Below are 14,481 nucleotides of genomic sequence, written 5' to 3'. Positions count from 1 at the left end.
TCCCGTTCTCAGACGTGGGTGGGGGACCGGTGGAGTTCGGCTTCCTCCATCCGGAGGCGCTTGCGGCGCTCCCAGACGATGGCCGCCGCCACGATCGCGAAGCCGACCGCCATCAGGCCGACCGTCACCGGGACGTCGGTGGGGGCCAGGAACGTGCGGTCCTCGTCCTGCCAGGGCCACAGGGCGCGCAGCGAACCGGCCATGAGGCCGGTGAGGACCACCAGGGTCATGTGGTGGAAGTTCTCCAGCAGGTGCTGGAGCAGCTTCACGAACAGCGACAGGCCCGTGAGCATGCCGAGCGCGAACACCGAGAGGTAGGCGATGTCCATGTCCCCGACCGCGCTGATCGTGGGTTCGTACAGACCCAGCGTGAGCAGGATGAAGGATCCGGACAGCCCCGGCAGCACCAGCGCGCAGACGGCCACCGCCGCGGCGAGGAAGACGACGACCGGGTGGGTGGGCAGGTTGGCGCCGGGCAGGCCGGTGAGGAAGAACGCGCCCGCGGCGAAGACCAGGGCGACGAGGTAGTGCCAGGCCCGCCACCTGCGGCCCGCGCCGGTGTAGGGGATCCACAGGCAGGCCAGGACCAGGCCGAAGAACAGCGCGTACGCGTACTGGGTGTGGGTCTCGACCAGCGGGGCGAGGACCACGGCCGCCATACCGAGGAAGGCCACCATGCCGACGAGCGCGGGGACCAGCACGCTCCAGTCCACCTGGCGGAACTGCTCCTGGGCGCGCTCCCTCCCGCGTCCGCGCGGGACGTCGGTGACGTAGCGCCTGACACCGCTGACCATGTGGCCGGCGCCGCCGATGAGCTTGTCGTAGAGACCGACGATGAGGGCGACCGTGCCGCCGCTGATACCGGGAAGGGCCTCCGAGGCGCCCACGGCGCCGCCGCGCACCGCGTTGAAGATGTAGCTGCCTACTGAGTTGGGCATCTGGGTTCTTGGGAGCGCTTCGGGCGGGGCCCGGGGAAGCGCGCCGTCCTCCGTCCTAGTGGTGTCACCGCACGCGCACCGTGTGCACGGGTGGAGGGGTGGGTCAAAGGTGGTCCTCGCGGTCCACGGCCTCGACCGGAGGCGGGGCGGACCGGTCGGCCCCGGCCGGGAGTGTGCGAACCGGTCGGAACGGGGGAGGGGAAACCGTGGGGCCTTGGACCAGGCGACGCCAGTCTAGCGGTGGCGGAGGGGGTCCAGAGCGGCCGACGCCCTGTGAAACCCCTGTTTCGGCTGGGTAAGTCCATATTGAACCTGTGCCCGAAATGAAGGGTCCGGTACCGCCCGGGTGCGCAGTTCCGCAGCAGACCGCCGGGGAGGCCGGGTGCCCGGCCGCCAGCGCCGTCTCCGGCACGGCCGGCACCCGTTCCCAAGTCCGTCCCCGGGCCCGTGGAGGAGCCCCCGGCGGGGCCCGGAGGGCGGACCGGCTCTCAGGGAAGGGTAGGGGCGGCAGGAGCGGGCGAACCGGTCCCGGTGACGGACGCCGCCCACCGGTAGTCCTGCTTGCCGACCGCCGTTCGCCGCACCCGGTCCACGAAGTGCACGGTGCGCGGCACCTTGAACCCGGCGAGCCGGACCCGGCAGTACGCGCGCAGTTCCGCCTCCTCCAGACGGGCGTTCGCGGCCAGCGAGACCAGCGCGGTCACCCGCTGCCCGAGGTACTCGTCGGGCGAGGGCACCACGATGGCGTCCTCCACCGAGGGGTGCGCCTTGAGCGCGGCCTCCACCTCCTCGGGGTAGACCTTCTCCCCCGCGGTGTTGATGACCGCGCTGCCGCGTCCCAGCAGCGCGATCGAGCCGTCTGCGTCCCACGTCCCGAAGTCGCCCGACAGCGCCCAGCGGCGCCCCCCGGCGTCGGTGGGGAACGTGCGCGCGGTCGCCAGTGGGTCGTTGTAGTAGCCCAGCGGGATCCGTCCGGTGCGCGCGATCCGCCCCACCTCCCGCGAACCCGGGGGCAGCGGGCGCAGGGACGCGTCCAGCACCGCGATGCTGCCGCCCATGGTGAAGCTGCGGCTGCCCGAGGGACCGCCCCCGGAGGGGGCCTCCGCCGGACCGGCCGGTTCGGCGCCGGTCGCCGACCCGCACACGCCCGTCTCCGAGCCCCCGTAGGCGTCGGAGAGGGACACGTCCTCGCGCCAGGCGTGCCACAGCGCGCGCACCGCCGGGGTGAGCGGGGTGCCGCCGGAGCGGACCGAGGCCAGGTCCGGGCACAGCCCCGGTTCGGTGAGCAGGTGGCGGGCCAGCGGGCGGGCCATGGCGTCGCCCACCAGCTGGAGCGCGTGCACGCCCTCCCGGTGCGCCGTCTCCAGCACCCGGTCCGGACGGAAGCTGCGGTCGGTGGACAGCACCACCCGCTTGCCGCACAGCAGCATGCTCAGCGCGTTCCACTGTCCGGCCGCGTGCATGAGCGGACCGAGGACCAGCATGCGCTGCTCGAAGCAGCGCGTGGCGCGCTCGGCCACCTCCCGCGGGGTGCGGGCGCTGGGCGTGCCCGGAGCGCGGCGCTCCAGGGCCGCGCGGAAGATGTCCGCCTGCCGCCACAGCACGCCCTTGGGGTAGCCCGTCGTGCCGCCGGTGTAGAGCAGGTAGTGGTCCTCGCCGCTGGTAGGGGGCAGGACCGCGTCCTCGGGCGCCGAGGCCAGCGCTTCTTCGTAGTCGAGGCCCCGCGTCCCGCGCGCGGAGCCGTCCGCGACGAGCAGGACGTGGCGCAGCCGGGGCAGGTCGGAGCGGACCGTGTCCACCGCCCCGGCCAGAGAGTCCTCCGCGATCAGCGCGACCGCGTGCGAGTCGGCCAGGACGTGGCGCAGCTCGCCCGCGACGTAGCGGTAGTTGACGTTGACCGGGACCGCTCCCGCGCGCAGGACGCCGAGGAAGGACTCCACCCACTCGGCGCGGTTGAAGGCCAGGACGGCGACGTGCTCGCCGGGGCGCACGCCCGCGCCGACCAGGTGGCGGGCCAGCCGCAGCGAGCGCTCGCGCAGGGCGCGGTAGGTGAGCCGACGGGGGCCGGCGACAAGGGCGGTCCGCTCGGGCACGGCGTCGGCGACCGCCGCGAACAGGCGGGAGAGCGAGAAGGGGGCGTCCGGGGACGCGGAGGTGGGCACGCCTGACCTCCCGGGCACGGTCGACGGGGCCGTCCACGGCTCGGGGCTCGCGGCGGCTGACTGGCTGATGGTGCGACCGTACCCCTCGGGGGGCGGCCCGACCGCCGTCGGGGCTGTGGAGCGCGTCACCAGGGGCGTTATCGCAGGTCACCATGGATGCGACGGCCCCGCTCAGAGGGTGTGCGCGGCGTTTCGCGGACGGGTTTTCGGGCATCGCCCCCGGGCTGTGATCTGCCCCACCCCTTGTGGGCTCACCGGATCATCTGCTCAACTCTTGGGGACCTCCCGCCGAAGGGGCGCGATCCGGCCCGATGGTGGGTATCAACTGTCTGACATCGGTCAATGGTGATCGGAGCTGCTAGATGGGCAACACCCAGAACCTGGGGCAGCGGGACTCCGCCGGGAACCCCGGTGGAGAGGCACTCTCCGGCGCGGACCACATCGCGCTCGCGCGGGCGCGGTCGGCGCACAACTACTCACCCCTTCCCGTCGTGATCGCCGAGGGCCGTGGCGCCTGGGTGACCGACGTCGAGGGCAGGAAGTACCTGGACTGCCTGGCCGGGTACTCCGCGATGAACTTCGGCCATCACAACCCCGACCTGCTCGCGGCGGCGCACCGGCAGATCGACCGGGTGACCCTCACGAGCCGTGCCTTCTACAACGACCAGTTCGGCCCGTGGGTCAGCGCCCTCGCCGACATGGTCGGCAAGGAGAAGGTCCTGCCGATGAACACCGGCGCCGAGGCGGTGGAGACAGGCATCAAGGTGGCCCGCAAGTGGGCCTACGAGGTCAAGGGCGTGCCCGAGAACGAGGCGACCATCGTCGTGGCGGGCGCCAACTTCCACGGCCGCACCACCACCATCGTCTCCTTCTCATCGGACCCGGAGGCCAGGACCGGTTTCGGGCCCTACACGCCGGGTTTCCGGTCCGTGCCCTACGGTGACGCCGAGGCCATCGAGGCCGCCATCGACTCCACGACCGCGGCGGTCCTCATCGAGCCCGTGCAGGGCGAGGCGGGGGTGATCGTGCCGCCGGCGGACTTCCTGCCCCGGGTGAGGGAGATCTGCGACCGCGAGCGTGTGCTGTTCATCGCCGACGAGGTGCAGTCCGGCCTGGGACGCACCGGGACGGTCCGGGCCTGCGAGCACAGCGGGGTGGTCCCCGACGCCTACCTGTTCGGCAAGGCGCTGGGCGGCGGCGTCCTGCCGGTGTCGGCGATGGTCGCCGACGAGGACGTGCTCGGCGTCATCCAGCCCGGCCAGCACGGCAGCACGTTCGGCGGCAACCCGCTGGCCGGAGCGGTCGGGAGCACGGTCGTGCGGATGCTCACCGAGGGGCCCTACCTGGAGAACACGCGCCGTCTGGGCGAGGTGCTCAAGCGCCGCCTCAAGGAGTTCGTCGGGGACGGTGTGGTGTCCGCGCGCAGCATCGGGCTGTGGGCCGGCATCGACGTCGACCCGTCGCTGGCCTCGGGCCGGGAGCTGTGCGAGCGCCTCGCCGACCGCGGGGTCCTGGTCAAGGACACCCACGGCTCCACCGTGCGGATGTCGCCGCCCCTGGTGATCAGCGAGGAGGACCTCAACTGGGGCCTGGACCGCTTCGCCGAGGTGATCGGGGAGCTCCAGGCGGGCCGGTAGCGACGCGGGGCCGACGTCCCCCCGTCTCAGGGGGCGTCGGCCTCGTTGCCGGGCGGTTCGGTGGCGAACTCCGGGTCCAGCGGTCCGCCCAGTTCCGACCTCAGCTGCTCGGGATCGACCTTCTCAAGTGTCTCCCGGGCCACGTAGACCTCCCGCTCGGGGCCCTGCACGATCTGCAGGCGCACCCGCTCGGCGATGGACAGCTGCCCCTGCGCCGTGGGGTGGAAGCTCGCCCGGTCCACGCGCAGGCCCTCGCCCAGCTGCCCGAGCACGATCCCGTTCAGCCATGCCGCGTCCGCGCTCACCTCGTGCCCGCTCAGGGCGGAGAAGGTGTTCACGTACTCCACGCTGCCGGTCTGGCGCCCGCCGTAGACGTCGCCGTCCACCCGGTAGGCCGTGTCGCGGATGAGCTCGTTGAACCGCTGGGCCAGACCGTTCAGCCAGAGCTGATCGCTCCTGGTCAGCGTGTAGTACATGCCCGGGGGGTCCTCCGGGAACAGCCGCGGGTAGCCCAGCACCAGGATGCGGGCGTCGGGCGCGCGGTCGCGGACCTCGCCGAGGATCTCTGTCAGGGTCTCCTCGAAGGCCCTCATCCGCTTGTCGACATCCTCCTCCTGCTCGACGCAGACGCTGCTCTCCAGGAGCGGCATCCGCACCATGCAGGTGCGCAGGACGGGGATGAAGCCCAGGTCGTTGCCGCCGATGCCCAGGGTCACCAGGGACGTGTTCTCGGTGACCCGATCGATCTGGGACTCGGAGGCGCCGATCTGCTCGATCATCTCCGAGCCCTTGTGGCTGCTGCACGCGTAGAAGGCCAGCGAACCGGTGAAGTCGAACTCCTCGGCGACCACCCGGGGGTAGGCGTTCTCCGAACGCCAGCACCCGCCCGCCTCGGCGGTGTCGGGGGCGTAGTCGCCCGCGCCGTCACCTGAGGAGTAGGAGTCGCCCAAGGCCACGTAGTTGCCCCACAGCGCGGCCTCCTCGGGCTCCATCCGGACCCGCCAGTCGGTCTGCTCCTCCTCGGTGATCGGGGGGAGCTCCTCGGCCGGGCACACGCCGTCGGTGGCCTCGCACCACAGGGAGACCAGGCCCTCGCGGGTGGCGGGCAGCGCCAGGACGGCCACCATGACCAGGATCAGCGTGACCGAGACGGCGGCGGCCACCCGGGAGCGCCGACGCCGTCGGCGCGGACGGCCTCCCCCGGCCTCCCCGCCGGAGCCGTCCCCGCCGCTGCCGTCGTCGGCCCCGTCACCGGAACCGCCGCGGCCGTCCGAGCCGCCGGTGCCGCCCGGTCCCGCGCCTGTGCCGCCGCCGTCGGGGCCGCCGGTGCCCCCCGGGCCGCCGCTGCCGTTCGCTTCCTCGCCGTAGGGGTCCTCCTCCGGCTCGCGGGGGGCGGCGTCGGGTACACGGCCGACGGCGGAGGGGTCCGCGGGGACCGGCTCCGGCGCCTCGGGGCCCTCACCACGTGCTGACACGGCCGCTATCGCCTCCCCGGGTCCCGGCGGACTCTCGTCACCTCCGCAAGACTATCCGGGACGGTTCGCCGCGATGACGTCCACGGCCCGGTCCACGTCGGCCCCGCTCAGCGTCGCCCGGGCGGTCAGCCGCAGCCGGGACCGGCCGTCGGGGACCGAGGGCGGGCGGAAGCAGCCCACGCGCACGCCCGCGGTCAGACAGGCGTCGCGCCAGGCCAGAGCGGCCCCGGGGGAGGGCGCCGTCACCGACACCACGGCGGCGTCCGGGGCGCTCGCGGGCAGCCCGCGCCCGCGCAGCCCCTCCGCCAGCCGCCGCGCGCGGTCGCGCACCGCGTCGGCCAACCAGGGTTGTGCGCGCAGCACGCGCAGTGCGGCCAGGGCCGCGCCCGCCGATGACGGAGCCAGGCCGGTGTCGAAGACGAACGTGCGCGCGGTCTCGGTCAGGTGGCGGACCACCCGGTGCGAGCCCAGCACCGCGCCGCCCTGGGAGCCCAGCGACTTGGACAGGGTCACCGACACCGCGACGTCGTCCGCGCCGCGCAGCCCGGCTGCGGTCGCCGTCCCGCTCCCGCCGGGTCCCACCACGCCCAGGCCGTGCGCGTCGTCCAGCAGCAGGGCTGCGCCGTGCCCGCGGGCCGCGCGCGCCAGGGCGGCCGCGTCGGTGAGGTCGCCGTCCACGGAGAACACGGTGTCGCTCAGCAGCAGGGCCCGCCCCTCGGCGGTCGCGAGCGCCTCGGCGGCCCGGTCCGCGTCGGCGTGGTCGTAGAGAGCCACCCGCGCTCCCGACGCCCGGGCCAGCCGGGTCGCGTCGATGAGGGAGGCGTGGTTGTACCGGTCGCACACCAGCAGGGGAGGGGCGCCGCCGTCCGGCGCGGCCAGCGCGGTGACCATCGCCAGGTTCGCCGCGTAACCGGAGGAGAACACCAGCGCCGACTCCGCGCCGTGGAAGTCGGCGAGCTCGCGTTCCAGCTCCCGGTGCAGGCCGGTGTCCCCGGTGACCAGCCTCGATCCACCCGCGCCCGCGCCCCACACGCGGGCGGCGTCCCCGGCCGCGGCCACCACGTCCGGGTGGCGCAGCAGCCCGAGGTAGTCGTTGCCCGCCAGGTCCAGCAGGCCGTCGGCCGCGGGCCGGGGCGTGGCGCGCCGCGTCAGCCCGGCCTCGGCGCGTGCGCGGGCGGCGGCGTCCAACCACGCGAAGGGGTGTCCCGGCGGCAGCGTTTGAGCGTGGCGCGCGCGGGCCGTGGCGCGCAGGGGCCACGGGCGGCGGGTGGATGCGGCGGTGCTCGGCATACGCGGGTCGGCCTCCTGGGTCGTGGGCGCGGTCGGGCCGGGAGGCGAGGGCGCGTCCCCGGCGGGGACCGACCCAGCGGCGGCCAATCCCGCTGGGGCGGTCCGGTCCTTCGTGCCAGGGAGGCGTCTACGACTCTGCCGTTCCGCGCACGTGCGCGTCATTCACCGAAGCCCACAAAGATCCGCCCCGTTTCCTGGTGGGACCGCACGGGGGCGCGCACGGGCGCGGGGTGAACAATGGAGCCCCATGACCCCGACGTCCCCCGCGGCCCCCGCAGACCGGGCGCCCGCGGACCGCTCCGCCCGGATCCGCGCCGCGGACACCGCCCGTCTGTGGCACCCCTACACCACGGTTCCCGCCGCGGAGCGGCCGTACGTGGTCACCGGTGCCGAGGGGGCGACGCTGACCCTGTGGTCTGAGGAGGGCGAGCGGCGCGTGGTGGACGCGATGTCGTCCTGGTGGTCGGCGGTGCACGGCTACCGCCACCCGGTGCTCGACGCCGCGGTGCGGCGGCAGGCCGACGCGTTCAGCCACGTCATGTTCGGCGGGCTCACCCACGGGCCCGCCGCGGACCTGGCCGAGGCCCTGGTGGCGGTCACCCCGCAGCCGCTGGAGCACGTCTTCCTCGCCGACTCGGGCTCCGTGGCGGTGGAGGTCGCCATGAAGATGTGCATGCAGTACCACCGCTCCACCGGCAGACCCGGGCGGCGCCGCTTCCTCACCTGGCGGGGCGGCTACCACGGCGACACCTTCCACGCGATGAGCGTGTGCGACCCCGATGGCGGCATGCACTCCCTGTGGGGCGACGTGCTCCCAGCCCAGGTGCACGCCCCCGCGCCGCCCTCCGGGTTCGACGCCGAACCCGATCCCGGCTACGTTGCCGCCTTCGAGCGCCTGGCGGCCGAGCACGCCGACGAGCTGGCCGCGGTCATCGTCGAACCCGTGGTGCAGGGCGCGGGAGGCATGCGCTTCCACCACCCGGGCTACCTGCGGGAGCTGCGGCGGATCGCGGACGAGTACGGGCTGTTGCTGGTCTTCGACGAGATCGCCACCGGCTTCGGCCGCACCGGTGAGTTCTTCGCCGCCGACCACGCCGGTGTCGCCCCCGACGTCATGTGCCTGGGCAAGGCGCTGACCGGCGGCTACCTGACCCTCGCCGCGACGCTGTGCACCGCACGGGTGGCCCGCGGCATCGCCGGGGGCGAGGTGCCGGTGCTCGCCCACGGACCCACGTTCATGGGCAACCCGCTGGCCTGCGCGACCGCGCTGGCCTCGGTGGACCTGCTGACCGGCGGGGACTGGAGGGGCGACGTGGCGCGGATCGGGACCGGCCTGCGCGAGGGGCTGGCCCCGCTGGAGGGGCTGCCGGGCGTGCGCGAGGTGCGGGTGCTCGGCGCGATCGGGGTGGTGGAGCTGGACGCGCCGGTGCGCATGGCCGAGGCCACGCGGGCGGCGGTGGAGGCGGGGGTGTGGCTGCGGCCCTTCCGCGAGCACGTGTACGCCATGCCGCCCTACGTGTGCACCTCGGAGGAGGTGGCCGCCGTCGCCGACGGGATGGCCGCCGCGGTGCGGGCCTGTCTGGGGGAGGAGCGCCGATGAGCGTCCTGGTGGTGACGGGGACCTGTACCGGGGTCGGCAAGACGGTGGTCACCGCGGCGGTGGCCGCGCTGGCGGTCGCGGCGGGACGGCGGGTGGCCGTGCTCAAACCCGCCCAGACCGGGGTGGGGACCGGCGAACCCGGCGACGCCGACACCGTGGCCGCACTGGTCCCGGGCGTGACGACGGCGGAACTGGTCCGCTACCCCGAGCCGCTGGCCCCCGCCACGGCCGCCGCCCGCTGCGGGGCCGAACCCGTGCGGGCCGAGGCGGTGGCCGAGGCCGTGTGGCGCCTGGCGGGCACGCACGACCTGGTGCTGGTCGAGGGTGCGGGCGGGCTCCTGGTGCGGCTCAACGCCGAGGGGCAGACCCTGGCCGACGTCGCCGTGCTGCTGTCCGCGCCGGTCCTGGTGGTGGCCCGACCCGACCTGGGCACCCTGAACGCCACCGCGCTGACCGCCGAGGCGCTGCGCACCCGGGGCCTGTCCCCGACAGGGGTGGTGGTCGGGTCCTGGCCGGACCGCCCGGACCTGGCCATGCGCTGCAACCTCACCGACCTGTCCGCCATGGGGGCGGGTCCCCTGGCGGGAGCCGTGCCGCGGGGCAGCGGGGCGCTGGACCCGCGCGCGTTCGCGGACGTGGCCCGCCGCTCCCTGACGCCCCGCCTGGGCGGGGTCTGGCGGGGCGGCGCCGGGGCGGGGATCAGGACGGAGGGGGCACCGGCGAGGACAGGGTGAACGCCCGCGCGCCCGGACCGTGCGCGCGTAGCCACGCCGCGCGCTCCCCGGCCTCCCGCGGCGACACCGGGGTTCCGGCGGCCGACCACCACAGCGTGCGCTCCACCTGCGGGAAGGAGCCGACGGCCGCGCGGAAGGCCAGCACGTCCCGGTGCGCCGCCTCCACGAAGGACCGAAGGTCGCCGGGGGAGCGCCACAGCGAGATGAGCCGGACGCGGTCCCCCTCGTCGAGGAAGTGGACCTCCTCCAGGTGTCCGGGGCCCCGCCGGGCCCGTTCGCGCAGGGCGGCGGCGAACGCGCCGAGGCGGCGGCGGTCGCCCCGCAGGACGCGCGCCTCCACCAGCACCGGCCGGCCTGTGCGGAGCGCGGGACCGTGCTCTCCGGGGCGGTCCGGGCGGCGGCGGGGCGTGCGGCGGACGGTGTCGTGTCGGCGCCGGGCGAGGAAGTGCATGACCGCTCCCGAGAAATTGGACTGCTTTTTCGGGGGCCACTCCGGCTCTGGTGGCATCCCCCCGGTGATGCCATTATGGAACCCGGGGGCCACTCCCCACAGATCCAATGGAGGGGAAAATGGACTCTTCCCGGAGTTCCGCCGAACTCGCCGACATCCTCGGCGCCTGGTCCAGGGGAAGCGGGCCCCTCTACCGGCGCCTCGCCGACACCCTGCGCCAACTGGTCGACCAGGGCAGCCTCACCCCCGGCGAGCGCCTGCCCTCCGAACGCGCCCTCGCCGGCGGCCTCCGGGTCAGCCGCACCACCGTGGTATCCGCCTACGACGCCCTGCGCGCGGACGGCATCCTCGACAGCAGGCAGGGCAGCGGCACCCGCGTCAGCAGCCGGATCGCGCCCGTGCGCTCGGACGGCTGGACCGCCAACGGCACGGGCAACCCCATGTACCGCAACCTCTTCCAGCACGAGGAGGGGCTCATCTCGGCCGCCTGCCTGTCCACCCCCGCGCTCCCCGGCGTGGAGGAGGCCATCCGCCGGGTCGTGGCCGAGGACCTGCCCGCGCTCATGGCCGAGGGCAGCTACCACCCCAGCGGTCTGCCCGCGCTGCGCCGGGCCGTCGCCGACCACTACACCGCCCGGGGCCTGCCCACCACCGACGACCAGATCGTCGTCACCACCGGCGCCCACCAGGCCGTCAACCTGGTCGCCCAGCTCTACCTGCGCAACGGCTCGCCCGTCGTGGTGGAGGACCCCAGCTTCGCGGGCTGCCTGGACCTGATGGGCGACCGGGGCGCCCGCTTCCTGCCCGTGCCACTGGACGAACAGGGGCTGGACGCCAACGGCGTGCGCCGCGCCGTGGCCGAGCACGCACCCCACCTCGTCTACACGATGCCCTCGTACCACAACCCCACCGGCACGATGATGTCCGCGGCGCGCCGCCGCGAGTTGGGCGAGCTGTCCGCCCGCCACGGCGTGCCGGTGCTGGAGGACCACGCCTACACCGGCCTGCGCGCCCCCGACGAGCCCCCGCCGCTGGCCGCGTTCGCCCCGCGCGGGGCCGAGGTCATCACCGTGGAGTCGCTGTCCAAGGTCGGCTGGGCCGGGCTCCGGCTGGGCTGGCTGCGCGCGCCCGCCGAGATGGCCCTGCGCCTGAGCCGCCGCAAGGTCCTCGCCGACCTGGCCAGCCCTCTGCTCGACCAGGCGGTGACCGTGCGCCTCCTGGAGCGCTACGACGAGCTGTCCCGGCAGCGCTCCGCACTGATGCGAGAGGCCCTCGACCACATGGAGGAGCTGCTGCGCGGGGCCCTCCCCTCCTGGGAGTGGCGGCGCCCCGACGGCGGGGCGGCGCTGTGGGTGCGCCTGCCAGGTGTGGAGGCCCGCGCCTACGTGCAGGTCGCGCTCTGCCACGACGTGGAGCTGGTCCCGGGCTCGGTGATGTCGGCGTCCGGAGGGGAGCGCCACGCCGAGTGGTTCCGGCTGCCCTTCGCCTACGACGCCCCCACCCGCGAGGAGCTGGTCTGGCGGCTGGCGCGGGCCTGGCGCGAACTCGACCGGCACGGGCCGGTGGAGGCCGACCCCGTCCGCCTCGTGGTCTGACCCGCCGGGGCGGGCGCGCCGGGCCCGGGAACGGGGCTCGGCGCGGGCGGGGGCCGGGAGAGGCGGCCCCGCACACGCGCGAGGGCGGCATCACCGGTGGGTGGTGCCGCCCTCCGCCGTGTCCGGCGACGAACCGGACGGGGGACCGGGCCTAGCCGATCTTGACCCCGCGGGCGTTGGTGAAGCGCTCCTGGACGTCGGCCCAGTTGACCACGTTCCAGAAGGCCTTGGCGTACTCGGCCTTCACGTTCTTGTACTGGAGGTAGAAGGCGTGCTCCCACATGTCCAGCATCAGCAGCGGAACGGAGCTGAGGGCGGTGTTGCCCTGCTGGTCGTAGAGCTGCTCGATGACCAGGCGCTGACCCAGCGCGTCCCAGGCCAGGATCGCCCAGCCCGAGCCCTGGATGGTGGTGGCCACGGCGGTGAAGTGCGAGCGGAAGGCGTCGAAGGAGCCGAACTGGTCGTCGATGGCCGCGCCCAGCTCGCCCTCGGGCTTGTCACCGCCCTCGGGGGACAGGTTCTTCCAGAAGACGGAGTGGTTGACGTGGCCGCCAAGGTTGAAGGCCAGGTTCTTCTCCAGCATCGGGATGGTGCCGAAGTCGCCGGTCTCCCGGGCCTCCGCCATCTTCTCCAGAGCCGTGTTGGCACCGGCGACGTAGGTCGCGTGGTGCTTGTCGTGGTGCAGCTCCATGATCTGACCGGAGATCCACGGCTCCAGGGCCGCGTAGTCGTAGGGCAGTTCGGGAAGCGAGTACGGCGCAGACATCTCTGACGCACCTTTCCAATGACGCGGTTCGTCGTGTTCACCAGCGATGGGATCGCCTAGGCAGCAAGCTATCAGTCGAGCGGCGGCTCACCCGATGTCAGGCTCTTTACACTCCGGCACGGGAATAAACCGAGGTCGTCGGCCCCGGTCCGGAAGGGCCCGGCGGCGTCCCCGCGGCCGTCGCCCCTCGGGGGAGCGGACCCCGCACGGACCGTCCGCGCGGCCGAGGTCCCACCGCCGCCTCCTCTCCGCACTGCCCGGCACGGCCGCTCCCAATCCTGGCTTTCGCGGTGAAATCGCCCGGGACGCGGATACGGGCGCGCGGAGTTCGCGGAAAACACCCGCCGGTGTCCGCGGCCGCCGCGTTGAATTCGCAGGTGGGAGGAGGAAGAATTGGCCGTGGTGCTCCGAACGGCGCGCGGCCGCACGCGCCCGGGCCCCGGCGCCCCCGCGCGGGAGGTCCCACGTGAGGCCAGCGGGTCCCGGGACGGGGTCGCCGACGCCCCGGGAAAGCCCCGGATGCGTGCAAACGAGAAGCACGTGATGCGCGGGTGAACGGAAGGCGAATTGCGTGTAATCCGGGTTTCGATTCCCCTTCGGGGGCGTCCGTTATTTCCGCGAAGGGCTAAGGTCGAAAGCGTCTGAGCGGATTGCCGGCCTCCCCGAAACACCGGGCGAAGCGGCAGTTCAGTGCCGGGAAACCAGCCCTTCCCCTCTCGTCCCCCCGCGGCCCGCGCCCGGCGGAACCGTGTCGAAACTCCCGTGGAGGTATCCGCCCATGCGGTCGCTTCGCAGCCGTCTCCGTCCACTCCTGGTCACCGGCGCGGTGGTCGGCGCCGCCGTGCTCTGCGTGCCGACCGCACTGGGGATCGCCGGCCTGATCGGCTGGACGGACGTGCTCACCCTCACCTTCCTCGGCCTGCTCACCGGTGCCGTGGGCGTGCTCGGGCTGGGCACGCTGCTCCTGTACCGCAGGGTGGGCGCCCTCTCCAGAAGCGTGTCCACCTCCATGGAGGCCCACAGCCGCGGCGTCGCCGAGACGCTGGGACGGGACCGTCTGGAGGCGGTCCTGGCCATGGACGGCGTCCGCGAACGCCTCGCCCACCTCCAGGACCACACGCTCCCCAAGGTCAGCCGCGAGATCAGGAACGTGGTCACCGCGCGGGGCCGCGACGACTACGAGCAGCAGGTCGCCTGGACCGAGCTGCGCGAGCACCTCGACACCGCCGTGTTCATGCCGCCCCTGCGCGGCTGGGCCGCCTCCCCCGACGTGCTCCGCATCCTGGTCCGCCAGATCGACCGGCTGCGCCCCGACCTGGTCGTGGAGTGCGGCAGCGGCGCCTCCAGCGTCTGGATCGGCTACGCCCTGCGCCGTGCGGGCACCGGCAGACTCGTCGCCGTCGAGCACGACGCCCGCTACGCCGAGCTCAGCCGCGAACTCGTGGCCGCGCACGGGCTCGACGACATCGTCGAGGTCCGGCACGCCCCGCTGGTCCCGACCCCCAACACGACGGTCACCGTCGAGGGCGGGGAACGGCCCACCGCCGACCGCTGGTACGACACCTCGGTCTTCGCCGACCTGGAGGGCATCGGCCTCGCCTTCGTCGACGGCCCGCCCCAGGCCACCGGCCTGCAGGCCCGCTACCCCGCGCTGCCCGTCCTGCTGCCGCGCTGCACCGAGGACGCCGTCATCGTCCTGGACGACGCCGCGCGCGTGGACGAGCGCGCCATCGGCGACCGCTGGCTGGCCGAGCACCCCGAACTCCAGCGCGTCGAGGAGGCCGCCGAGAAGGGCGCCCACGTCTTCAGCCGCAAGGGCGTCTAGCCGACGCC

The 14,481-nt window shown here is 74.2% G+C and carries 11 protein-coding genes; 5 read left to right on the top strand and 6 right to left on the bottom strand.

What is annotated here, in order from left to right:
• Positions 1-8 precede the first annotated feature (8 nt).
• Both KGD83_RS22675 and KGD83_RS22670 read right to left on the bottom strand, forming a co-directional pair.
• A complete protein-coding gene (locus KGD83_RS22675) occupies positions 9-938 on the bottom strand; it encodes a DUF368 domain-containing protein (protein ID WP_212641076.1) in 930 nt (309 codons plus the stop codon).
• 488 nt (positions 939-1,426) lie between these two features.
• Complete coding sequence (locus KGD83_RS22670; protein WP_212641075.1) at positions 1,427-3,100, bottom strand: acyl-CoA synthetase; 1,674 nt, start codon at positions 3,098-3,100, stop codon at positions 1,427-1,429.
• A 362-nt stretch (positions 3,101-3,462) separates the two neighbouring features.
• On the opposite strand from KGD83_RS22670, the gene rocD reads away from it, so the two are divergent.
• The gene (gene rocD / locus KGD83_RS22665) at positions 3,463-4,737 is read left to right on the top strand and encodes an ornithine--oxo-acid transaminase (RefSeq protein WP_212641074.1); all 1,275 of its coding nucleotides are present in this window, start codon (positions 3,463-3,465) and stop codon (positions 4,735-4,737) included.
• Between the two features lie 26 nt (positions 4,738-4,763).
• On the opposite strand, the gene KGD83_RS22660 is transcribed toward rocD, so the two are convergent.
• A complete protein-coding gene (locus KGD83_RS22660) occupies positions 4,764-6,212 on the bottom strand; it encodes an SGNH/GDSL hydrolase family protein (RefSeq protein ID WP_212641073.1) in 1,449 nt (482 codons plus the stop codon).
• Between the two features lie 51 nt (positions 6,213-6,263).
• Positions 6,264-7,502, bottom strand: coding sequence for an 8-amino-7-oxononanoate synthase (locus KGD83_RS22655; RefSeq protein ID WP_212641072.1), 1,239 nt, complete (start codon positions 7,500-7,502; stop codon positions 6,264-6,266).
• Between the two features lie 247 nt (positions 7,503-7,749).
• Between KGD83_RS22655 and KGD83_RS22650 the strand changes: the two genes are divergently transcribed.
• Together KGD83_RS22650 and bioD are read left to right on the top strand one after the other, a co-directional pair.
• Positions 7,750-9,102 (top strand): adenosylmethionine--8-amino-7-oxononanoate transaminase, encoded by a 1,353-nt coding sequence (locus KGD83_RS22650; protein WP_212641071.1) that lies wholly within the window; start codon positions 7,750-7,752, stop codon positions 9,100-9,102.
• A complete protein-coding gene (gene bioD / locus KGD83_RS22645) occupies positions 9,099-9,836 on the top strand; it encodes a dethiobiotin synthase (RefSeq protein WP_212641070.1) in 738 nt (245 codons plus the stop codon). The genes KGD83_RS22650 and bioD overlap by 4 nt, the downstream gene beginning before the upstream one ends.
• On the opposite strand, the gene KGD83_RS22640 is transcribed toward bioD, so the two are convergent.
• Positions 9,802-10,287: a DUF3291 domain-containing protein gene (locus KGD83_RS22640; RefSeq protein ID WP_212641069.1), complete on the bottom strand. Its 486-nt coding sequence runs from the start codon at positions 10,285-10,287 to the stop codon at positions 9,802-9,804. The two genes, bioD and KGD83_RS22640, sit on opposite strands and share 35 nt — an antisense overlap.
• A 119-nt stretch (positions 10,288-10,406) precedes the next feature.
• Here KGD83_RS22640 and KGD83_RS22635 point away from each other — a divergent pair, with 119 nt between their 5' ends.
• On the top strand, positions 10,407-11,882 hold the full coding sequence (locus KGD83_RS22635; protein ID WP_212641068.1) for an aminotransferase-like domain-containing protein: 1,476 nt from the start codon (positions 10,407-10,409) through the stop codon (positions 11,880-11,882).
• Between the two features lie 151 nt (positions 11,883-12,033).
• Here the strand turns inward: KGD83_RS22635 and KGD83_RS22630 are convergent, their stop codons facing one another.
• Positions 12,034-12,648, bottom strand: coding sequence for a superoxide dismutase (locus tag KGD83_RS22630; RefSeq protein ID WP_047868874.1), 615 nt, complete (start codon positions 12,646-12,648; stop codon positions 12,034-12,036).
• Positions 12,649-13,426: 778 nt separating this feature from the next.
• Here KGD83_RS22630 and KGD83_RS22625 point away from each other — a divergent pair.
• A complete protein-coding gene (locus KGD83_RS22625) occupies positions 13,427-14,473 on the top strand; it encodes a class I SAM-dependent methyltransferase (protein ID WP_212641067.1) in 1,047 nt (348 codons plus the stop codon).
• The last annotated feature ends 8 nt before the right edge of the window (positions 14,474-14,481 follow it).

It is taken from the genome of Nocardiopsis akebiae, from assembly GCF_018316795.1.
GTDB classification, from domain to species: Bacteria; Actinomycetota; Actinomycetes; order Streptosporangiales; family Streptosporangiaceae; genus Nocardiopsis; species Nocardiopsis dassonvillei.
Note: the sequence above shows the minus strand (reverse complement) of the source record. Positions and strands in the feature narration are given on the sequence as shown.